Source organism: Teichococcus aerofrigidensis (assembly GCF_054073225.1).
This window is the reverse complement of the sequence record NZ_JBSXMU010000005.1, coordinates 61,207-82,734: the sequence shown is the minus strand read 5'-3', so window position 1 is coordinate 82,734 and position 21,528 is coordinate 61,207. Positions and strand designations below refer to the sequence as shown.

General features: G+C 73.2%; 18 protein-coding genes. 11 read left to right on the top strand and 7 right to left on the bottom strand.

Annotated elements, in window-relative coordinates:
• Positions 1–128: 128 nt before the first annotated feature.
• From ACVMLK_RS02860 to ACVMLK_RS02850, 3 genes are all read right to left on the bottom strand, one after another.
• Positions 129–986 carry an inositol monophosphatase family protein gene (locus ACVMLK_RS02860; protein WP_198367417.1) on the bottom strand — a complete coding sequence of 286 codons (858 nt, stop codon included), beginning with the start codon at positions 984–986 and terminating at the stop codon, positions 129–131.
• An 80-nt stretch (positions 987–1,066) separates the two neighbouring features.
• Positions 1,067–1,633 (bottom strand): elongation factor P, encoded by a 567-nt coding sequence (efp, locus tag ACVMLK_RS02855; protein WP_198367416.1) that lies wholly within the window; start codon positions 1,631–1,633, stop codon positions 1,067–1,069.
• A 154-nt stretch (positions 1,634–1,787) separates the two neighbouring features.
• The gene (locus ACVMLK_RS02850) at positions 1,788–3,080 is read right to left on the bottom strand and encodes a DUF445 domain-containing protein (protein ID WP_457485560.1); all 1,293 of its coding nucleotides are present in this window, start codon (positions 3,078–3,080) and stop codon (positions 1,788–1,790) included.
• A 106-nt stretch (positions 3,081–3,186) separates the two neighbouring features.
• Between ACVMLK_RS02850 and ACVMLK_RS02845 the strand changes: the two genes are divergently transcribed.
• The 3 genes from ACVMLK_RS02845 to ACVMLK_RS02835 are packed head-to-tail and all read left to right on the top strand — an operon-like array spanning position 3,187 to position 4,971.
• Positions 3,187–3,315: a hypothetical protein gene (locus ACVMLK_RS02845; RefSeq protein WP_422923305.1), complete on the top strand. Its 129-nt coding sequence runs from the start codon at positions 3,187–3,189 to the stop codon at positions 3,313–3,315.
• Positions 3,312–4,088, top strand: a complete 777-nt coding sequence (locus ACVMLK_RS02840; protein ID WP_457485559.1) for a metal ABC transporter ATP-binding protein — start codon at positions 3,312–3,314, stop codon at positions 4,086–4,088. Before ACVMLK_RS02845 ends, ACVMLK_RS02840 begins: the two co-directional genes overlap by 4 nt.
• 4 nt (positions 4,089–4,092) lie before the next feature.
• Positions 4,093–4,971: a metal ABC transporter permease gene (locus ACVMLK_RS02835; RefSeq protein WP_457485558.1), complete on the top strand. Its 879-nt coding sequence runs from the start codon at positions 4,093–4,095 to the stop codon at positions 4,969–4,971.
• A gap of 13 nt (positions 4,972–4,984) precedes the next feature.
• Here ACVMLK_RS02835 and ACVMLK_RS02830 read toward each other — a convergent pair whose 3' ends face one another.
• A complete protein-coding gene (locus tag ACVMLK_RS02830) occupies positions 4,985–5,611 on the bottom strand; it encodes a hypothetical protein (protein WP_457485557.1) in 627 nt (208 codons plus the stop codon).
• A 123-nt stretch (positions 5,612–5,734) separates the two neighbouring features.
• Positions 5,735–6,370: an exopolysaccharide biosynthesis protein gene (locus ACVMLK_RS02825; protein ID WP_457485556.1), complete on the bottom strand. Its 636-nt coding sequence runs from the start codon at positions 6,368–6,370 to the stop codon at positions 5,735–5,737.
• Positions 6,371–6,502: 132 nt separating this feature from the next.
• On the opposite strand from ACVMLK_RS02825, the gene ACVMLK_RS02820 reads away from it, so the two are divergent.
• The 5 genes from ACVMLK_RS02820 to ACVMLK_RS02800 all read left to right on the top strand — a co-directional run bounded on the left by ACVMLK_RS02820 (position 6,503) and on the right by ACVMLK_RS02800 (position 12,877).
• Entirely contained in the window at positions 6,503–6,868 is a 366-nt protein-coding gene (locus ACVMLK_RS02820) for a RidA family protein (RefSeq protein ID WP_422923314.1), read from the top strand.
• A gap of 230 nt (positions 6,869–7,098) precedes the next feature.
• Positions 7,099–8,103 carry an NAD-dependent epimerase/dehydratase family protein gene (locus ACVMLK_RS02815; RefSeq protein WP_457485555.1) on the top strand — a complete coding sequence of 335 codons (1,005 nt, stop codon included), beginning with the start codon at positions 7,099–7,101 and terminating at the stop codon, positions 8,101–8,103.
• A 46-nt stretch (positions 8,104–8,149) separates the two neighbouring features.
• The gene (locus ACVMLK_RS02810; protein ID WP_457485554.1) at positions 8,150–9,286 is read left to right on the top strand and encodes a DegT/DnrJ/EryC1/StrS family aminotransferase; all 1,137 of its coding nucleotides are present in this window, start codon (positions 8,150–8,152) and stop codon (positions 9,284–9,286) included.
• Positions 9,287–9,539: 253 nt separating this feature from the next.
• A complete protein-coding gene (locus ACVMLK_RS02805; RefSeq protein WP_457485553.1) occupies positions 9,540–11,177 on the top strand; it encodes an NAD(P)/FAD-dependent oxidoreductase in 1,638 nt (545 codons plus the stop codon).
• A 125-nt stretch (positions 11,178–11,302) separates the two neighbouring features.
• Positions 11,303–12,877: a hypothetical protein gene (locus ACVMLK_RS02800; RefSeq protein ID WP_198367408.1), complete on the top strand. Its 1,575-nt coding sequence runs from the start codon at positions 11,303–11,305 to the stop codon at positions 12,875–12,877.
• Between the two features lie 33 nt (positions 12,878–12,910).
• On the opposite strand, the gene ACVMLK_RS02795 is transcribed toward ACVMLK_RS02800, so the two are convergent.
• Positions 12,911–14,098: a M20 family metallopeptidase gene (locus tag ACVMLK_RS02795; RefSeq protein ID WP_457485552.1), complete on the bottom strand. Its 1,188-nt coding sequence runs from the start codon at positions 14,096–14,098 to the stop codon at positions 12,911–12,913.
• A 128-nt stretch (positions 14,099–14,226) separates the two neighbouring features.
• On the opposite strand from ACVMLK_RS02795, the gene ACVMLK_RS02790 reads away from it, so the two are divergent.
• Positions 14,227–16,875: a response regulator gene (locus ACVMLK_RS02790; protein WP_457485551.1), complete on the top strand. Its 2,649-nt coding sequence runs from the start codon at positions 14,227–14,229 to the stop codon at positions 16,873–16,875.
• Positions 16,876–16,911: 36 nt separating this feature from the next.
• On the opposite strand, the gene ACVMLK_RS02785 is transcribed toward ACVMLK_RS02790, so the two are convergent.
• Positions 16,912–18,351 (bottom strand): amidase, encoded by a 1,440-nt coding sequence (locus tag ACVMLK_RS02785; protein ID WP_422923326.1) that lies wholly within the window; start codon positions 18,349–18,351, stop codon positions 16,912–16,914.
• Between the two features lie 219 nt (positions 18,352–18,570).
• On the opposite strand from ACVMLK_RS02785, the gene poxB reads away from it, so the two are divergent.
• Both poxB and ACVMLK_RS02775 read left to right on the top strand, forming a co-directional pair.
• Positions 18,571–20,304: a ubiquinone-dependent pyruvate dehydrogenase gene (poxB, locus tag ACVMLK_RS02780; protein ID WP_198367404.1), complete on the top strand. Its 1,734-nt coding sequence runs from the start codon at positions 18,571–18,573 to the stop codon at positions 20,302–20,304.
• Positions 20,305–20,320: 16 nt separating this feature from the next.
• Positions 20,321–21,523: a diaminopropionate ammonia-lyase gene (locus tag ACVMLK_RS02775; protein ID WP_457485550.1), complete on the top strand. Its 1,203-nt coding sequence runs from the start codon at positions 20,321–20,323 to the stop codon at positions 21,521–21,523.
• Positions 21,524–21,528 lie beyond the last annotated feature (5 nt).

Sequence of the window (21,528 nt, the reverse complement as noted above, 5' to 3'; positions counted from 1 at the left end):
CGCCGGGCGGCGAGGCGGGCGGGCGGGCGCGGCGGCGCGCGGGGATCGACGGGGGCGGGGCCATGATGCGCGCACCCTAGGTTGCGGCGGCGGCGGCGGCAACAGCACCGCCCGCCCGCGCCGGCGGATCAGGCCTCGCCGCGGCCTTCGGCGCGGGCGCGGCCCACCACGGCGATGCCGTCCTGCACCACCTCGCGCAGCTTCGGCTGCAGGAAGGGGTTGCCGGCGACGATATGGCCGCTGGCGTAGCAGTCGCCGCCCTCCGGATCGGTCGCGATGCCCCCGGCCTCCTTCAGGATGACCAGCCCGGCGGCGACGTCCCACTTGGCCATGCCGAGCTCCCAGTAGCCCTCGTAGCGCCCGGCCGCGGTCCAGGCGAGGTCGAGCGAGGCCGAGCCCATGCGGCGGATGCCCGCCACATGCGGCATCAGCCGGGCGAGGGTGGCGCTGAACTCCGCCTTGCGCTGCACCTTGGCGAAGGGGATGCCGGTGGCGAAGACGGCGGAGAGCATGTCGCGCCGGCCGGAGACGCGCAGGCGGCGGTCGTTCAGGAAGGCGCCGCTGCCCTTCTCGGCCCAGAACAGCTCGTCCGCGGCGGGGTTGTAGATCACCCCGGCGACGACCTCGCTGGTGGTCTCGCCGGTGCGCCTCTCGATGCCGATCGAGACCGACCAGTGCGGGATGCCGTGCAGGAAGTTGGTGGTGCCGTCGAGCGGATCGACCACCCAGCGCCATTCCCAGTCCTTGTCGCCGCTCTCGCCCTGCTCCTCGCCCAGGAAGGCGAAGCCGGGCCGGGCGCGGCCCAGCTCGGCGCGCAGCGTCTCCTCGGCGCGCATATCGGCCTGGGAGACGAAGTCGCCCGGACCCTTCATGCTGACCTGCAGCTGCTCCACCTCGCCGAAATCGCGCAGCAGGCGGCGGCCGGCCTTCTGGGCGGCGGCGACGACGACGTTCAGGGCGGGGGAGAGGCGGGCGGAAGGGGCCACGGCGCGGATACTCCGGCGGAAGGGGACGGTGGGTCGGTCGGCGGCCCCCGGGGGGAGCGGAAGGGCCGCCGCGAAGGGCCTCAGCCCTTGGCGCGCTCGACGTAGGAGCCGTCCTCGGTCTTCACCACGATCCGCTCGCCGGCGGTGATGAAGGGCGGCACCATGGTCTTGACGCCGTTGGAGAGAAGGGCGGGCTTGTAGGAGGAGGAGGCGGTCTGCCCCTTCACCACCGGGTCGGCCTCGGCCACCTCGAGCGTCACCTGCTGCGGCAGGTCCATGGCCACCGGGTCGCCCTCGATGAGCTTGACGGAGACCGTCATGTTCTCCTCGAGGAAGGGCAGGCGGTCGCCCAGGATGGCGGCCGGGACGATGGTCTGCTCGAAGGTCTCGGGATCCATCAGCACCAGGTTGTCGCCATCGGCGTAGGAGTAGGTGAACTCCTTGTCCTCGGTGGTCAGGCGCTCGACGGTGTCGGCCGTGCGCCAGCGGTCATCCTTCTTGGTGCCGGTCTTGATGTCGCGCATCTCGACCTGGATGAAGGCGCCGCCCTTGCCCGGGGTGATGATCTGGATCTTCAGCACGGTCCAGCGGCGGCCCTCATACTCGATGACCTGACCGGGGCGCATCTGATTGGCCTGCTGCTTCATGGGCGGGGCACCTGCTCGATGGAGACGTGAAGGAACGAAAAGGGCGGCAGGCGGCATGGCGCCACCGTCCGGGCGGCGCGCGCTTTAGCCTGTCCGGGCGGCATCAGGCAACCTCGCGGTCGGGACGGGGTGAATTTCGCCGGCGGTCAGGCCATCAGTGCGCCACGTGCCCGAACACGGCCTGCAGCAGGGCGAAGAGCGCGCCGCCGGCCAGGAAGCCCACCAGCGTGCCGTTGATGCGCACGAACTGCAGGTCGCGCCCGACCCGCAGCTCGATCTTCTCCACCACCGTGGCCGTGTCCCAGCGCGCCACCACACCGGCGATGAAGTCGGCGAGCTGCGCCTGGGCGGAAACCAGGCTGCCGCGCAGCGTGGCCTGGGCGAGGTGGTTGAGCCGGGCGCGGGCGCCCTCATCCTCGGCCAGCAGCGTGCCGAGATTGGCGAAGGTGCCGGTCAGGAGGCTGACGCTGCGCCCGGAGGGATCGGCCGCGTCCGCTGCCAGCGCCGCCTTCAGCCGCGACCAGACATCGAGCAGCCAGGCGGCGACGGTCGGGTGCGCCAGGGCCTGCCGCAGCGCCCGGCCGATGGCGGCGGCCCGCTCGGGGTCGTTCTCCAGGCGCTCGATCTCGCTCTCCAGCCAAGCCTCGAAGGCATGGCGGAGGGCGCTGTCGTCCGGCGCCACCTTCTCCAGCTCCTGGTTGATGCCGGTGAGGATGCGGCGCGCCACGGTGCCGCCGGCCAGCCAGCCCACCACCGCGCCGCCCTCGGCGCGCACGCGGGCCTGGATGGCGGCGCGCAGATCCTCCTCCTTGGCCGCGAGCAGCGCCTTGATCTGGCTGAGCGCCAGGCCGAAGACCGCCTGGTGCTGGCCGCTGGCCATCATCGCGCGCAGCAGCCGCGCCAGCATCCGCGCCGCCGCCGGGCCGGAGACCATGCGCGGCAACAGGCGCAGCAGCACGCGCCGGGCGCGGCCATCCTCCACCGCGTCCAGCAGACGGGGCAGGCTGGCGGCCAGGGCCTCGGCGGCGGTGCGGCTGGTCGCCGGGTCGGCCAGCATCCGCCGCAGCAGCGCGGCGAGATCGAGCCGCCCGAGCACGCGCTGCATCTCCGCCTCGGTGAAGACATGGTTGGCGACGAAGCGGCCGAGGCCGCGCCCGAGGCGCTCCTTCTGCCGCGGGATGATCGCGGTGTGCGGGATGGGCAGGCCGAGCGGGCGGCGGAACAGCGCCGTGACCGCGAACCAGTCGGCCAGCCCGCCGACCAGCCCGGCCTTGGCGGACGCCTGCAGCAGCTCCGTCCAGTACCCGGGCGGCAGGCGGTAGGCGCCGAGCATCAGCGCCGCCATGAGCAGCAGCAGCCCGCCGGCGAAGCGGCGATAGCGCCGGAGGTTGCGGCGGAGCTCGGCCTCCGGATCGGGCGGAAGCGGTCGTTCGGGAGGGGGGGCCATGCCGTGCATCGGGCCAAAGGTAGTGCGCCTTCCCCCCGGCCGGGAGCCGGGCGGGCGAGAAAGGCGCCTTGCCTCGGCCGGCGGGGATGTTATTTCATACCATGTGATGACCCGCGCCGGCTTCTCCCTGCCCGATCCCCTCGACCTTGCCGCCGGCGCCGCCGCGCGGCTGGCGCTGGCCGTGCCGCTGCTGGCGCTGCTCTGGGGCGGCGTGGCCTGGGCCCTGTCGGTATGAACGTCTTCGGCATGAACCCCGGCGGCATGAACCCGGTTCTGGACCACGGCATCGAGTTGGCCGACCTGACCTTGACGCATGGCCGCCGGCCGGCCGTGCACCATATCAGCGGCCGCTTCGCGCCGGGCAGCCTGACCGCCATCGTCGGCCCCAACGGCGCCGGCAAGTCCACCCTGCTGCGCGCCATCGCCGGGCTGCACACGGCGCAGGAGGGGCGGGTGCGCTGCCGCCGGCAGGACATCGCCCTGCTGCCGCAGGCGGCGGCGCTGGACCGCGCCTTCCCGATCTCCTGCCGGGAGGTGGTGGAGCTGGGCCATTGGGGCCGGGCCGGCGCCTTCCGCGGGCTGCGGCCGCAGGAGCGCGCCGCGGCGCGTCGGGCGCTCGCCGCCGTCGGGCTGGAGGGCTTCGAGGCGCGGCCCGTCGGCAGCCTGTCCGCCGGCCAGTTCCAGCGCGTGCTCTTCGCCCGGCTGCTGGTGCAGGACGCGCCCGTGATCCTGCTGGACGAGCCGTTCAATGCCGTCGATGCCCGCACCGCCGCCGATCTGCTGGCCCTGGTGCGCCGCTGGCATGGCGAGGGCCGCACCATCCTGGCCGTGCTGCACGACCTCGAGATGGTGCGCGAGCAGTTCCCCGAGACCCTGCTGCTGGCGCGCGAGCCTATCGCCTGGGGGCCGACGGCCGAGGTGCTGACCGCCGCCAACCGGCTGAAGGCGCGCATGATGGCCGAGGGCTGGGACCAGGAGGCCGAGGCCTGCATCCGCAGCGCCGCCTGACGCCATGCTGGCGCTGCTGCACGACTACGCCTGGGCGCCCTTCGCCGAATTCGGTTTCCTGCGCCGGGCGCTGATCGGCTGCCTGGCGCTCTCCCTCGCCGCGCCGCCGCTCGGCGTGTTCCTGGTGCTGCGGCGGATGAGCCTGACCGCCGACGTGCTGGCGCACGGCATCCTGCCCGGCATCGCCGCCGGCTTCCTCGTCGCCGGCCTGTCCGTCACCGCCATGTCGATCGGTGGCCTCGTCGCCGGTCTGGCGGTGGGCATCGGCTCCGGGGCGCTCTCGCGCGCCACGGGGGGGCGGGAGGATGCGGCGCTGGCCGCGCTCTATCTCGTCGCCCTGGCGCTGGGCGTGACGCTGATCTCGACCCGCGCCGGCTCGGTGGAGCTGTCGCACCTGCTGTTCGGCAGCGTGCTGGGCGTGGACGATCCGGCGCTGCTCATGATGGCGGGCGTGGCGAGCCTGACGCTGCTGGTCCTGGCCTTCGCGTGGCGGCCGCTGGTGCTGGAATGCTTCGACCCCGGCTTCGCCGCCGCCGCCGGGGCGCGGGGCGGCGCCTGGCACATGCTCTTCCTGGCGCTGGTGGTGCTGAACGTGCTGGCCGCCTTCCAGGCGCTCGGCACGCTGATGGCGGTGGGGCTGATGATGCTGCCCGCCGTGGCGGCGCGGCACTGGGGGCGGAGCGTCGGCGGCATGACCTATGCGGCCGTCGGCATTGCCCTGGTCTCGGCCTGGGCGGGGCTGCTCTTCTCCTACCACCTCGACCTGCCGAGCGGCCCGGCCATCGTGCTCGTGGCGGGGGCGGGCTGGGTGCTGTCGGTCCTGGCCGGGCCGGTGGATGGGCTGCTGCCCCGCCTGCTGCGGCGCCCGCACCTCACCGGCTGAGCGGCCGGTTCCGTCAGGTCCGGCGCGCGGGGCGGCCGCCGACCGGGATGCCGCCGTCGCCGAAGGGCTGGGTCGGGGCGGAGCGCGGCGAGGGCGCCGGGGCCGAACTGCCGAAAGGCTGGGTCGGCGCGCCGCCCCGCAGGCTGTGCCGCTCCATGCAGGCGATGACGGCCTCGGTCACGGCGGAGGTTCCGCGCAGGTTGAAGCTCCAGTCCGGCTCCGAGCCCGCCGGAAAGGTGAGGGACATGGCGAGGCCTCCGCGGAACTGCCGCAGGAAGTCCACGATCTTCTCCGCGCCCGAGAGGTTGAAGTTGATCCACCGGCCTTCGCCGCGCGCGGTCGCCGTCCAGGCGGGAAGGCCGTCGATCGTCAGGGCGACGGGAATGGCGGTGCCCTCCGGGATGCGCCAGCTCTCCTTCTTGACCTGGATGCTGAAATGGTCGTTGCCGGAAAAGTGCTTGATGGCGAAGAAGCGCCCGGCGGATCCGGCCGTGCTGAGCCCGCAGAGCGCGGTGCCCGCGTTGCTCCGGCCCTGGAAGGCGTCCCATCCGCCCGCGCGGGCGATGTCATGGACCTGAGCCGCGGCGGGAGCGGCGAGGCTCAGCAGGACGGCGATGGCGAGGGCAACGGGGCGGGACACGGCGCGGGCTCCTGTCAGTGAGATAATCTCATGAAACGAGACTATCGCCGTCCCGTCGTCCCAGGAACCAGAATCGGCCGATCGCACCGGATCGTGTTCAACCCTGGGTGCGCCGCTTCGGCCTCAGGCCACGCTCCGCAGCAGCTCCGGCGCCGCGCCCAGCAGGCCGGCCGCGCTGCCGATCAGTCCCAGGGTCAGCACATAGCCCAGGATCGCCATGGCCCCGTCATTGGCCACCAGGGCCAGGGCGAAGACGGCGATCACCGCCGCCACGACGGTGGTGGAGAAGGGCAGCATCTCCAGCGGGGGGATGCAGAGGGCCAGCACCATGCAGGTGGCGGCGATGGCCCGCGTGCCCAGCCCCTGCGTCACGCCGGTCAGGCGGGGACGGAATAGGCGGTCGACGAAGCGGGCCGGCCGCCGCAGCAGGCGCATCGCCCGATGCAGGCGGTGGCAGCCGAGGCTGTGGCGGCACAGGCGTCGCGGCACCCAGGCCTCCCGCCGCCCCAGTACCATCTGCCCGGCGAGCAGCAGGATCATCAGCGCCATCGCCGTCGGCAGGCCGATGATGCCGGAGAGGGGCGACACCACCACGACCGAGGGCAGCAACAGCAGCGCGCCGAAGGAGCGTTGCCCGATCTGGTCCAGGATGGCCTGGCAGGAGACGGTCTCGGCATGGGCGCAGGCGGCCTCGACGCGGTCGAGCAGGTCGTTCAGCCCGGCGGGCGGCGGAAGAGGGGCGATGCGCCGGCGCTGCATGGCGCCCTGGAAGGCGCGCGCGATGAGGTCGCGGCTAAGCCCGCCTCCGGAACGCCCGTCCGGGCCCCGCCCATCTCGCCCGCGCCCTGTCGCCATGCCACTCTCCCTCCTCCCGACCCATGAGGAGAATCCATGACCGGAACCACCCTTGTCCGCCGCCTGGCCGAGGAGCAACGCCTCTGCGGTGCCACTGTTGCCAATGGCCTGGTCTTCCTGGCCGGCCAGGTGGCGGATGACGCCAGCCTGGATGCCGAGGGCCAGACCGCCGACATCCTGGCGCAGATCGACGCCCTGCTGGCCGAGGCGGGCACCGACAAGCGCGCGCTGCTGCAGGTGCAGATCGTGCTGACCGACATCGCCGACGCGCCGGCCATGAACCGCGCCTGGGACCGCTGGCTCGATCCCGCGCACAAGCCCGCGCGCATGACCATCGAGGGGAAGCTGGTCGATCCGCGCTGGAAGGTGGAGATCACCGGCATCGCCCTGGCGCCGCGCTGACGCCGGCCGGCGCGGCCGCGGGGAGCAGGCGGAGAATGCTCTCGAAAGCGTGAGGAAAACGCTTCAATCCGGCAACGCTTCGCGGCATTCTTCCGGGCGGTGGTCGCCATGCCGGGGTCAAAGCCCGGCCGCGCTTCCGCCGCAATCGCCGGACAGGCTGCTGTCCTACGCCGAGAGAGTGGCCGCCGCATGACCAGCGCATCGCATCCCCAGGCCTCCGGGTTCCTCCGGTGAGCGACGCCGGCATCCCGCTGATGGCGGCGGAAGGCTGGGCGGGTCGCCGCGTCCTGGTGACGGGCGGGGCCGGCTTCCTCGGCAGCGGGCTCTGCCACGCCCTGGCGGCGCGCGGCGCCCGCGTCACCGCGCTGGACGCCATGCTGCCCGAGGGCGGCGCGAACCGCGCCAACCTGGCAGGGGCGGGGGTCGAGCTGGTCGAGGCCGATCTGCGCGAGGCCGATCTGGCGCCGCTGACGCGCGGCCTCGACGCGGTCTTCAACCTCGCCGCCCAGACCAGCCACGCCGGCAGCATGGCGGACCCCTTCGCGGATCTCGCGATCAATGCCACGGCGCAGCTCCGGCTGATCGCGGCGCTGCGTCAGGGCTCTCCCGGCGCCCTCGTGGTGCATGCCTCGACCCGCCAGTTCTATGGCCGTCCGCTCTACCTGCCGGTGGATGAGAGGCATCCGCTGAACCCGCCCGATGCCAACGGCGTCTCCAAGCTGGCGGGCGAGCAGTACTGGCTGATGGAGGGCCGGGTGACGGGCCGCCCGGTGGTCTCGCTGCGGCTGACCAATTGCTACGGTCCGCGCCTGCGCGTGAAGGATGCCCGCCAGACCTTCCTCGGCATCTGGTTCCGCCGCCTGCTGGAGGGCGAGCCCTTCGAGGTCTGGGGCGGGGCGCAGCTGCGCGACCTCGCCTATCTGGACGACGTGGTGGCCGCCTTCCTGGCGGCGGCCGCGACCCCCGCCTGCCACGGCGGGGCCTTCAACATCGGCGGTGCCGCCCCCGTCTCCCTGCGGGATCTGGCGGAGGCCGCGATCGCCGCCCATGACGGGCAGGGCCGGTACGTGGTGAAGGAATTCCCCGCCGACCGCGCGCCCATCGACATCGGCAGCTTCCATGCCGACGACACCGCCTTCCGCAAGGCCACCGGCTGGGCGCCGGGGGTCGGGCTGCCGGAAGGGCTCCGCCGCAGCCTGGACTGGCTGCGGCCGCGCCTCGCCGACTACCTTTAACCAACTGTCACTGCCGGCCGAGCGGCCGCGCCGAGGAGATGGGCCGATGGACGTGCCCGTGATCACTGTTCCCCAGGCAGACCCGGGCGCCGCCTACCGCGCCCAGCAGCCGGCGATCGATGCCGCCGTCGGCCGCGTGCTGCAGTCCGGCTGGTACATCCTGGGCTCGGAAGGCGCGGCCTTCGAGCGGGAGTTCGCCGAATGGCTGGGCCTGCCGCGCGCCGTCGGCTGCGCCAACGGCACCGACGCGCTGATGCTGATCCTGCGCGGCCTCGGCATCGGGCCGGGGATGAGCGTGGTCACCGTGTCGCACACCGCCGTTGCCACGGTCGCCGCCATCGAGATGACCGGGGCGACGCCGCTGCTGATCGACATCGACCCCGACACCTACGGCATGGACCCCGAGGAACTGGCCGCCGTGCTGGAGGACCCGCCGCCGGGCCTGCCGCCGATCCGCGCCGTGATCCCGGTGCACCTCTACGGCCATCCCTGCGACATGACGCCGATCATGGCGGCCTGCCGGGCGCACGGCGTCGTCGTCATCGAGGACTGCGCCCAGGCGCATGGCGCGCGGATCGACGGGCGGATGGTCGGCACGCTGGGCGACGCCGCCGCCTTCAGCCTCTATCCCACCAAGAACCTGGCCGCGCTCGGCGATGCCGGCATCCTGGCGACGCGGGACGAGGTGCTGGCGGAGAACATCGCCGCCATCCGGCAATACGGCTGGAAGCGGCGCTACATCTCGGACGCCATCGGCGTGAACAGCCGGCTGGACGAGATCCAGGCCGCCGTGCTGCGCGTCCGCCTGCCGCTGCTGGCCGCGGGCAATGCGCGCCGCCGGGAGATCGCCGCGGCCTATGACGCCGCCCTGGCCGGCTCGGCCATCGCCGCGCCGGTCCGCCGGGCCAATGTCGAGCATGTCTATCATCAGTACGTCATCCGCAGCCCGCAGCGGGACGAGCTGGCGGCGCGGCTGCGGGCGCTGGGCATCGGCACGGGCATCCACTACCCGGTGCCGGTGCATCTGCAGGAGGCCTATCTCGGCCGCACGCCGGTCGGCCCCTCGGGCTGCGCCGAGACCGAGCTGGCCAGCCGCGAGGTGCTCAGCCTGCCGATCCACCCCGAGTTGACCGACCGGCAGGTGGAGACGGTCTGCGCGGCGCTGCGCGTCGTCGCGGGGTGATACGGACGCGCCTTCGAGCTCCGCCGCATCGGTGAGGCCCGATGGGCGCCGCCCGCGACGCGATGCGCGGAAGGACGGTGGAATCGCGGCAGGGCTCGCCGGTCATGATGGTCCGGCCTGCCCGGAGCGCGGCGGGAGCGGGGGTGAAATCCTGGCGAAGCCCGGCCGCTTTCGCCTATAGGACGCCGCTGCCCTTCCCCCCCGTGCCCTTCCCTTGGCGGATCGACCCCGCCCCATCCGGAAGAACCGTGCCATGCTGCGCCTGACCGAACTGAAGCTGCCGCTCGACCACCCGCCGGAGGCGCTGCGCGCCGCCGTCCTGGCGCGGCTCGCGATCCCGGAGGCCGAGCTGCTCGGCCTGGAGGTGTTCCGCCGCGGCTACGACGCCCGGCGGAAGTCCGACATCCAGCTGATCTACACCCTGGACCTGACCCTAAGCGACGAGGCCGCGGTGCTGCGCCGGCACGCGGGGGACCGCCAGATCGGCCCCAGCCCGGACATGCGCTACCGCTTCGTGGGACACGCGCCCGAGGGGTTCGCCAACCGTCCGCTGGTCGTGGGCGCCGGGCCCTGCGGGCTGCTGGCCGGGCTGGTGCTCGCGCAGATGGGCTTCCGTCCCATCATCCTGGAGCGCGGCAAGGTGGTGCGCGAGCGCACGAAGGACACCTGGGGCCTGTGGCGCAGGTCGGTGCTGAACCCGGAGAGCAACGTGCAGTTCGGCGAGGGCGGCGCCGGCACCTTCTCCGACGGCAAGCTCTACAGCCAGATCAAGGACCCGCAGCATCACGGCCGCAAGGTGCTGGAGGAGTTCGTCAGGGCCGGCGCGCCGGAGGAGATCCTGACCGTCTCCAAGCCGCATATCGGCACCTTCCGCCTGGTGACGATGGTCGAGAGCATGCGCGCGACGATCGAGAAGCTGGGCGGCGAGTACCGCTTCCAGAGCAAGGTGACGGACCTCGAGATCGAGACGCGCGGCGGCGCGCGGCAGGTGCGCGGCGTGGTGCTGGAGAGCGGCGAGCGGATCGGGGCCGACCATGTGGTGCTGGCCCTCGGCCACAGCGCGCGCGACAGCTTCGCGATGCTGCAGGCGCGCGGCGTCTACCTGGAGGCCAAGCCCTTCTCCATCGGCTTCCGGATCGAGCATCCGCAGGGGATGATCGACCGCTGCCGCTTCGGCGATTTCGCGGGGAACCGGACGCTGGGCGCCGCCGACTACAAGCTGGTGCATCACGGCCGCGACGGCCGCTCGGTCTACAGCTTCTGCATGTGCCCGGGCGGCACGGTGGTGGCCGCGGCCAGCGAGCCGGGCCGTGTCGTCACCAATGGCATGAGCCAGTATTCCCGCGCCGAGCGCAACGCCAATGCCGCCATCGTCGTCGGCATCGAGCCGGAACGCGACTATCCCGGCGGGCCGCTGGCCGGCATCGCGCTGCAGCAGCGGCTGGAGGAGCTGGCCTTCGAGGCCGGCGGCGGCGACTATCGCGCGCCGGCGCAGACGGTGGGCGACTTCCTGGCCGGGCGGCCCTCCACGGCGCTCGGCGAGGTCATCCCGTCCTACAGGCCGGGTGTGACGCCGACCGACCTCGCCGCCTGCCTGCCGGACTACGCGGTGGCCGCCATCCGCGAGGCGATCCCGGCCTTCGACCGGCAGATCCGCGGCTACGCCCGGGCGGACGCCGTGCTGACCGGCGTCGAGACCCGGACCTCCTCTCCGGTGCGCGTCCGCCGCGGGGCGGACGGGCAGAGCCTGAACACGCAGGGCCTGTTCCCGGCCGGGGAAGGGGCGGGCTATGCCGGCGGCATCCTCTCCGCCGGCGTGGACGGCATCCGGACGGCCGAGGCGGTGGCGCGCAGCCTGCTGGACCGGCCCCTGGCCGAGCGGGCGGCCTGAGCGCCGCATCGCCCTCGCCTTTTTCCACTTTATGCCGCAATCTCACCAAAATGAGAGCTTAGCCATCCGGCTGCCGCCGCATGGCCGCGAATCGAAGCCCCGAGGGGCGACAGGGGGTTGGTGACGTGAGTTACAGCTTGCCGGGCGCGCCAGGGGAGCTTCCTCGCGGCGAGCAACGCCTGCGGGATGACACGCGGCTGCGCTGGATCTGCCTGGGCCTGGTGGGCGCGACCCTCGGCCTCGTGCTCTTCGCCCTGCTCCGCTCGCCGATGAAGGACGACGTCGCCTGGCTGCTCTGGGTGGCCCGGCAATGGCTGCGCGGCGAGGAGCTCTACATCGACATCGTCGAGGTCAATCCGCCGCTGATCGTCTGGGTCAGCGCCATCCCGGTGATGATCGCCGATGCGCTCGGGCTCACCGCCAAGCAGGTGGCGCTGCCGCTCTTCGCCGCCGCCGCCCTCGGCTCGGCCTGGGGCACGGCGCGGCTGCTGCGGGGCGTGGCGCCGCTTTTCGCCCAGCCGGTGGCGACCTTCGCGGCCATCGCCTGCGTGCTGCTCGCCATGCCCGGTGTGGAGTTCGGCCAGCGCGAGCACCTCATGGTCATCGCCGTGCTGCCGCATCTGGCGCTGCTGGTCCGCAAGCTGGAAGGCCTGCCGGTCCGGCGCGGCCTCGCGCTCGGCGCCGGGGCGCTGGCGGGGCTGGGCTGCGCCCTGAAGCCGCGCTACCTGCTGGGGCTGGCGGTGATCGAGCTGGCCGGCTGGCTGCACCGGGGCTTCCGCATCCGCTTCTCGCCGATCGCCGCCTTCGCCGTCGCCGGGCTCTACGCGGCCAGCATCCTGGTCTTCTATCCCGCCTTCGTGGAGCGCGCCGTGCCGCTGGCGCTGACCCTCTATGGCGGCACGGATTCCAGCTTCTGGGTGCTGCTGCGGGAATCGCGCCTGCTGCTGGCCGGCCTCGCCGTCTGTGCCCTGCTGCTGGCGGTGACGCCGCGGCGCGATCCGCTGTTCAGCCTGCTGCTGGTCCTGACCGGCTTCGCCGCCGCCGCCACGATCGTCATGTTCCTGGACGGCAAGAACTGGTTCTACCACCGCATCCCCGCCCTGATGATGGTGACCTTCGCGCTGCTCTGCTGGGTCATCGAGGCGTTGCGGCGCGGCGCCGGCGCGGCGCGTCTGCGGCCCGTCCTGCTGCTGGCCGCCCTGGCGCCCCTGACGCTTTTCGCCGCGCAGACCTCCGGCCGCCTCTATGAGCGCCTGGTGCTCGCGGTGGAGCCGGACACCACCACGGAGGTCCGGCTGGAGCGGCTGATCCGGCGCGAGAAGGTGCGCAGCTACGTCGCCTTCTCCGAATGGATCGGCCTCGGCTTTCCGGTGATCAACGACACCAACGTGACCTGGGCCTCGCGCTTCGATTCCATGTGGGCGCTGCGCGGCGAGATCTGGAAGGCGCGACAGGACGGTGTGGCGCCGGAGGAATGGCCGATCCGCCACTGGGTGGTGCAGGACTTCATGGAGGGCTGCCCGGACCTCGTCGTGGTGGACCGGCGGGGGGAGGCGATGAACTACCCCGCCATCCTGTCCCAGGCGAATGCCGGCTTCGCCGCCGTCTGGGCCCGCTACCGGCAGATCGCCGTGGTCGATGGGCTGCAGGTCTATCGCCGCCAGGGCGAGGGCTGCGGCCAGGCGGCCGGCACCGGGTGAGGTGCCGCCCGGCCGGGCCACAGGGCCGGCGGTTCAGAGGTTCGCCGCCTCCAGCCGCAGGATCGCCCGCGCCAGCGCCTGGGCCCGCGGCACCATGCTCGCGACCTCCAGATACTCATCGGGGCTGTGCGCCTTGCCGCCGACCGGCCCGACGGCGCAGAGCGTCGGCGCGCCCTGGGCGGCGGTGAAGCCGCTGTCGGCGCAGCCGCCGGTGAACTCGCCCGCCGTCTCGAAGCCGCTGTCGGCCGCCGCCGCCCGGTAGAGTTCGAAGACCGCCTCGGTGCCGGCGTTCCGGGCCAGCGGCAGGAACTCGCCCTTGATCGACAGTCGGGCGCTGGTGCCGGGGACGAAGCTCCGCTCCACGATCTCGTGGATGCGGCCCATCACCATGTCGCGGTCGGCGGGCTCGACATAGCGCAGATCGATCTGCCCCTGCGCCCAGGGCGCGACGGTGTTGACGCTCTGCCCGCCCGAGACCAGCCCGACATTCAGGGTGATGCCGCGCGCCAGGTCGGTCAGCGCATGGATCGCCCGCACCTTGCAGGCCAGCTCCTCGATGGCGCTGATGCCGGCCTCGAAGTTGCCGCCGGAATGCGCGGCCTTGCCGGCGATGTCCATCACCATGAAGACGCCGCCCTTACGGCCGGTCACCACGCCGCCCGAGGGCCGGCCGGGCTCGCTGTTGAAGACCACGCGGGCCTGCCGCGCCTCGGCCTCGATCACCGGCCGCCCTTCCGGCGAGCCGATCTCCTCATCCCCCGTGAACAGCCCGACCAGCGGTCCGGGCGCCCCGCCGCAGGCCTGGAAGGCGGCCAGGACGAACATGTTCTGCACCAGTCCCGCCTTCATGTCGCAGACGCCCGGGCCGGTGGCGATGCCGCCCTCGACGCGGAAGGGCCGGCGCGCCGGCTCGCCCTTGGGAAAGACGGTGTCGCGGTGACCCATCAGCACGATGTTGCGCCGCGCATTGCCGGCGCCGCCGGCCCCCGTCGCCTCTCCGGCCACGGTGGCGCGCAGGCAGTCGCCGTAATCGCGGCCGGGGATCACCTCGACGGGAATGGCGTGGCGGCCGCAGAACGCCTTCACGCGCTCGCCCACCGCATCGACCCCGGCCTTGTCGTAGCTGCCGCCATCGGTGTTCACCATGGCCTCCAGCTCGTCCAGCATCTCCTGCTGGCGCCCGGCCAGCCAGGCCGCGATGCGGGATTCCAGATCGCTCATGCGACTCTCCTCTGCCTCGAAAGGGCGCCAGGGTGGCCGAAGCCGCGGGTGGCGGGAAGGCATGGACGCCCCGGCGCCGGAACGGCAAGATGCGGCCGGCCGGTTCGACCGCCCAACGGGAGACAGCCATGCAGCTTCGGCGGCGCCTGCCGGTTCTGGCCTGCGCGGTGGCGCTTCTGGGCCTCTCGCTCAGCGCCCTGCTCATGGCGCAGTGGAGCGAACAGCTCCGGGACATGCGGGAGGCCCACCGGCGCAGCTTCCGTGCCGCCGACGTGGCGCGTTCCCTGTGGTCCGACCTGCACGATGCCGAGACCAGCCTGCGCGGCTTCATCCTGACCGAACGGGCCGGCGACCTCGGCGACTACGAGGCGGCGATGAGGCGGATCCCGCCCCGCCTGGCGGAGCTCCGTCGGATGGAGCCGCTCAGCCCGCGCGAACGCAGCCTGGTGGCGCGGCTGGAGGAATGGACCGATCTGCGGCAGGATGCCCTGACCCACAGCCTCGCCATCGTCCGCCGGGATGGCTTCGAGGCCGCGCGCGCCAGGATGCAGCAGGATGACGGGCGCGAGGGCACGCAGGCCATCCAGTCCCTGATCGACGAGCTGCTGGCGACCCGGCGGGCGGAGCTGGAGAGGAGTAGCGCGCTCACCGAGGCGGGCGACCGGCGCAATCTGCTCCTGGGCGTGGTGGCCTTCCTGATGGCCGTGGCGATCATCCTGGGCGGAGGCCTGCTGATGATGCGCGGCAACCGGCGGCTTCGCCTCGCCGAGGCGGCGCTCGATGCCAAGAGCGCGGTGCTGCAATCGACGCTGGAGAGCAGCCAGGAAGGCATTCTCGCCTTCGATGCGGGGGACGCCCTGGTCGCCTGGAACCGGCGCTGCGCCGAACTGCTGGACCTGCCGGCCGGGCTGATGCGCGCCGGCACGCCCCGCGCCGCCTTCGAGGCTCTGGAACTGGGGCGCGGCGCCGGCGCGTCCGGGATCTTCCTGGCGGGGGAGGGCCGGGCCGGGCCCCTGGTGGCGCGCCGGGGCGAGCGGATCCTGGAGGTGTATCGCAATCCGATGCCGGAGAGGGGATTCGTCCTGACCTGCATCGACGTGACGCGGCGGGAGCGGGAGGAGGAGCGCGCCCGCCAGGTGCAGCGGATGGAGGCGATCGGCCAGCTCACCGGCGGGATCGCGCACGACTTCAACAACCTGCTGCAGGTGATCAGCACCAACCTCGATCTGCTGGCGATGCAGATCGGCGGCAGCGAGACGGCGCGCCGGCAGCTGCGCCATGCCCGCTCCGGTACCGAGCGCGGCGCGCAGCTCACCCGGCAACTCCTGGCCTTCGCCCGGCGGCAGCCGCTGGCGCCGCGCGTCCTGCATCTCGGACGGCTGGTGGAGGAGACCGCCGAACTGCTACGCCGCACCCTCGGCGAACGCATCGCCGTGGAGACGCGGGTGGCGCCGGACCTCTGGACAACGCGGATCGACCCGGCGCAGCTCGAGAACGCGCTGCTCAACCTCGCCATCAACGCGCGCGACGCCATGCCGGAGGGAGGCCGTCTGGTCCTGTTGCTGGCCAATGCCACGGCGGAGGAGATCCGCGGCCGGGAGCGCGCGGATCCGCCGGCGGGCGATCACGTGCTGCTCGCGGTCGAGGACAATGGCATCGGCATGGGGCCGGAGGTGCTGGCGCGTGTCTTCGAGCCATTCTTCACGACCAAGTCGGAGGGGCACGGCACGGGGCTCGGCCTGCCGCAGGTCTATGGCTTCGTGCGGCAGTCCGGCGGCCATGTGCGGATCCACAGCGCGCCGGGACACGGCACGGCGGTCCGGCTCTATCTTCCGCGCAGCCTGTCGGCGGCCGATCCGGAGGCACCGCCGGAGGAGGCGGCGCCCGCGCCGAGCGGCCAGGGCACCATCCTGGTGGTCGAGGACGATGCCGAGGTGCGCGAGGCGGTGGTCGACATGCTGCGGCATCTCGGCTACCGGGTGCTGAAGGCGGAGGACGCCGCGGCCGCGCTGACCGTCCTGTCGAGCGGGCTGCATGTCGACCTGCTGCTGACCGATGTGATCATGCCCGGGCCGATCCGCACGCCGGAACTGGTGCGCCGGGCCTGCGAAATGATGCCGAGGCTGAAGGTGCTCTATACGTCAGGCTATATCGCGGACGCGCTCATCCATGACGGCAGGCTGGACCCCGGCGTGCAGTTGCTGAGCAAGCCCTATCGCCAGGAGGATCTGGCGCGGCACCTCCGCCGCGCCCTTCCCGGCGGTCCATCCGAAGGGCCGCCGGGGGAGCCGCCGAAGGAGCCGTCTGAGGAGCCTTCGCCGCGGCTGGCCGCGCCGGCCGGCCGGGCGGGCGGCGCCGCGCCGGCGGGCGAAGCCGGTCAGGCCGAGGGCTGGCCCGAGGGCGAGGTCGTGCTGCTGGTCGAGGACGATCCGCTGATCCGCATGAACCTGGCGCAGATGGCCGAGCTCTTCGGCCTGGTGCCGGAGGAGGCGGATCGCGGCGAGACGGCGCTGGCCTGGCTGCGCAGCCACCCGGCGCCCGCCGTCCTGGTCACCGATCTCAGCCTGCCGGGCATGAGCGGGCTGGCGCTGGCCAGCGAGGCCAGGGCGCTGCATCCCGCGCTGCCGGTGGTGCTGGCCAGCGGCCACGCCGAAAGCTCGATCGACCTGCCTCCGGAGCTGCGCGGGGGCCTGGTCTTCCTGGCCAAGCCCTTCGCCATGCACGAGCTGGAGGCGGCGCTCCGGGAGGCCTGCCGCAAGGCCACCGCGATGCACTGAGGCGGTCCGGCGGACCGCCTCCCGGCGCCGGGACCGTCAATGATGGTGGTGATGACCGGCGCAGGCCTGCGCCTCCGGCCGGGCGACGGGCGGGGCGGTGGCCAGTTCCAGCACCCGCGCGGCCCGCAGGCAGAGATCGTCGCGCAGCTGCGCCGCAGCGATCTGCACCCCGCGCGGCATGCCCGCCTCGTCCAGGCCGAAGGGCACGGTGATCGCGGGCTGCCGCGTCAGGTTGAAGGTCAGCGTCCAGGGCGCCCAGTCGCGCCACAGCGCCTCGGCCGGCTTCACGGTCGGCGCGTCGGCATCGAAGGCGGCGGTCGGCGTGGTCGGGCAGAGCAGCAGGTCGTAGCGCTGGTGGAAGCGCGCCATGGCGTGGGCCGCCTCGGCCCGCAGCGCCTCCGCCGCCATGAGGTCGAGGGCGGACAGGCCGGCCTCGCGCCCCGCCACCTCCAGCAGGCCGGGATCGAGCAGGGCGCGCTTCTCGGGGGCCGTCGCGGCGACCTGCCGCGCCAGGGCGGCGCCCCGGATCCGCCCAAAGGCCGCCCGGGTGTCCGGCAGGTCGGGGTCGGCATCCTCGACCAGGGCGCCCTGTTCCGAGAGCAGGCGCGCCGCCGCCAGCACCGCCGCCTCGCCCTCGGCATCGACCGGCGGCGCGGCGCCGAGCCGGCGCACCACGGCGACCCGCAGCCCGGCCACGCCCCGCTCGATCCCCTCGCGCCAGTCGCGCGGCTCCTCGTGCAGGCAGAAGGGATCGCGGAGGTCCGGCTGCGCCATGGCGGACAGCATCAGCGCCGCATCGCGCACCGAACGGGTCATCGGCCCGGCACAGGAGAGCTGGCCGAAGCCGCCGGGGAAGAGGTCCTGCGGCCATTGCGGCACACGGCCGTGGCTGGGCTTCAGGCCGACGAGCCCGCAATAGGCGGCCGGGATGCGGATCGAGCCGCCGGCATCGGTGCCGGCATGCAGCGGCCCGAAGCCGGCCGCGCCCGCCGCTCCCGCGCCGGAGGAGGACCCCCCCACCGTGCGCTGCGGATTCCAGACGTTGCGGGTGATGCCGTGGAGCGGGCTGTCCCCCGGCGTCTTCCAGCCGAACTCGGTGGTGGTGGTCTTGCCGAAGATGACGGCGCCGGCCGCCTTCAGCCCGGTCACGGCCGGGGCGTCCCCGGCGGCGGGCCGGGGGTCCGTGGTCTTGCTGCCGCGCCGGGTCGGGAAGCCCTGAAGGTCCATCACGTCCTTGACCGTGACCGGCACGCCGTCGAGCGGCCCGATCGGCCGGCCGGCGGCCCAGCGCGCCGCCGACTCCCCCGCCTGGGCCAGGGCGCGCGGGTTCAGCACGGCGAAGGCATTGACCCAGGGGTTGTAGCGGGCCACGCGCTCGAGCACCGCCTGCAGCGCCTCCACCGGCGAGAGGCGGCGGCGGGCATAGAGGTCGAGGAGCTGCTCGGCCGTCATCAGGGCCGGATCGGTATCGGACATCGGGGACTTCCGCTTCCTGCTTCGGCGCCGGTTCTGGGCCAGCGGCCAGGGTGGCGCAACCGCCGCCGGGTGCCACCCAGGACTGCCCGGCGGGAGGGGCGGCCCGCGCCGAGCCAGGCCGCAGGATGTGCATGCTGCATTGCAGCAACGCCTGCCGGCCATGCAAACGCGGGGACGCCGGCGGCGTTGGCTGGAAGGTCCTCTCAGGGAGTGCATGCCATGGCTCAGCCGACCGTCGCCGACATCTTCGCCGAGACCCTCGCCACCGCCGGGGTGGAGCGCATCTATGGCGTGGTGGGAGACAGCCTCAACGCGCTGACGGAGTCGCTGCGGGCGCAGGGGCGCATCGACTGGGTGCATGTGCGGCACGAGGAGGCGGCGGCCTTTGCGGCGGGGGCGGAATCCCAGCTCACCGGCCGGCTGGCGGTCTGCGCCGGCTCCTGCGGGCCGGGCAATCTGCACCTGATCAACGGCCTCTACGACGCGCACCGCTCGCGCACCCCCGTGCTCGCCATCGCCGCGCAGATCCCGAGCCCCGAGATCGGCTCGGGCTACTTCCAGGAGACCCGGCCCGAGGCGTTGTTCCGCGAGTGCAGCGTCTATTGCGAGACCGTCTCCGATGTTTCGCAGATGCCGCGCACCCTGGAGCTGGCCATCCGCGCCGCCGTCGGCCGGCGCGGCGTCGCCGTGGTCGCGATGCCGGGGGATGTGGCGATGCGGGCCGCGGCGGCCCCGGCGCGCGCGACCGCCGAGGCGCTGCTGCCGCCGGCGCCCCTGTCGCGCCCCGGGGAGACCGACCTCGACCGCCTGGCCGACCTGCTGAACGGCGCTGGCAAGGTGACGCTGCTCTGCGGCCGGGGCTGTCAGGGGGCGCATGCCGAGTTGCTGCAACTGGCCGAGGCGCTGAAGGCGCCCATCGTGCATGCGCTGGGCGGCAAGGACTTCGTCGAATACGACAATCCCTACGATGTCGGCATGACCGGGCTGATCGGCTTCTCCTCCGGCTACCACGCCATGATGGGCTGCGACGCCCTGCTGATGCTCGGCACCGACTTTCCCTACCGCCAGTTTTACCCGGAGGATGCCCGGGTGGCGCAGATCGACCTGCGGCCGGAGAATCTGGGCCGGCGCACGCGGATCGACCTCGGCCTCGTCGGCGATGTCGGCGCCACGCTGCGGGCGCTGCTGCCGCGGCTCGCCGTGAAGCAGGACCGCCGCTACCTCGACGCCTGCCTGAAGCACTACCGCAAGGCGCGCGAGGAGCTGGACGAGCTGGCCCAGGGCAGCGCCGGCAGGCCGCCGATCCACCCCCAGCACCTGGCGCGGGTGCTGAGCGAGCAGGCCGCGGAGGATGCGGTCTTCACGGCCGATGTCGGCACGCCCACCGTCTGGGCGGCGCGCTATCTCCGCATGAACGGCCACCGGCGCCTGCTCGGCTCCTTCGTGCACGGCTCGATGGCCAATGCCCTGCCGCAGGCGATCGGCGCGCAGGCGGCCTTTCCCGGCCGGCAGGTGGTGACGCTCTCGGGCGACGGCGGCTTCGCCATGATGCTGGGCGATTTCCTGACGCTGGCGCAGGAGAGGCTGCCGGTGAAGGTGGTGGTGTTCAACAACGGCTCGCTGGGCTTCGTCGAGCTCGAGATGAAGGCGGCGGGCCTGCTGGAGACGGGGGTGGAACTGGTCAATCCGGACTTCGCCGCCATGGCGCGCGGCGCCGGCGCCTTCGCCCTTCGGGTGGAGGATCCGGGCGCGCTGGAGGATGCCGTCCGATCCGTGCTGGCGCATCCGGGCCCGGCGCTGCTGGACGTGGTGGTGAACCGTCAGGAGCTGACCATGCCGCCCAAGCTGACCCTGGAGCAGATGAAGGGCTTCAGCCTCTACACCGCGCGGGCCGTCATGAATGGCCGGGGCGACGCCGTGATGGAACTGGTGCGGACCAACCTGTTCCGCTGAGGCGGCGTGGACGGCGGTGCGCGATACCGGCAGACTGGCCGGCATCATGATCGCCCAGCATCCCTTCCGCCTGTTCCTGAACCCCAACCCCGGCACGCCGGGCGTGGTGGTCCTGCCCGAGAGCGGCTTCCGCCGCGCCGCCGCCGAGATCTCGGCCTGGCCCGGCTATGCCGTGACGCCGCTGCGCGCGCTCGACGCCATCGCGCGGCAGGCAGGGCTCGCCGCGGTGCATTACAAGGACGAGGGCGGGCGCTTCGGCCTGGGCAGCTTCAAGGCCCTGGGCGGCGCCTATGCCGTGGCGCGGCTCCTGGTGTCGGAGCTGGCGCGGCGCGGCGTGGCGCAATCGGCCAGCGTGGCGGACCTCATGGCGGGACGGCATGCCGGCGCGGCGGCGGACGTCACCGTGACCTGCGCCACCGATGGGAATCACGGCCGCTCCGTCGCCTGGGGCGCGCAGCGCTGCGGCGCCCGCTGTGTCATCTTCGTGCACGAGGCGGTCAGTCCGGGCCGGCGCGAGGCCATCGCCGCCTACGGCGCCGAGATCCGCGTGGTGCCGGGCAACTACGACGACGCCGTGCGCGTGGCGGCGGCGACGGCGGAGCGGGAGGGCTGGTTCGTCGTCTCCGACACCTCCTACCCCGGCTATACCGAGGTTCCGCGCGACGTCATGCAGGGCTACCGGCTGATGGCCGAGGAGGCCATGGCGGCGCTGCCCGCCCCGCCCACGCACATCTTCATCCAGGGCGGCGTCGGCGGCGTGGCGGCGGCGGTCTCCGCCCAGGCCCGCGCCCGGTACGGCGAGGCGGTGCCGCGCCTGGTCGTGGTCGAGCCGGAGCAGGCCGCCTGCCTGCTGGCCAGCGCCGAGGCTGGCCGTCCGTCCACCGTCACCGGAGACCTGCACACGCTGATGGCCGGGCTGGCCTGTGGCGAGCCGAGCCTGCTCGCCTGGCAGGAGCTGGAGCGGGCGGCCTTCGCCTTCATGGCCGTGCCGGACGCGGCGGCGGTGGATGGCATGCGGCTGCTGGCGCGCCAGTCGCCGCCCGTGGTGGCGGGGGAGAGCGCCGTCGCCGGCCTGGCCGGCCTGCTGCTGGCGGTGGCCGACCCCGCGGCGCGCGACGCGCTGGGCCTCTCCGCCGACAGCCGCGTGCTGCTGTTCGGCACCGAGGGCGCCACCGATCCGGCGCTTTACGCGGAGCTGGTCGGCACGCCGCCCGGCTGAGTGTC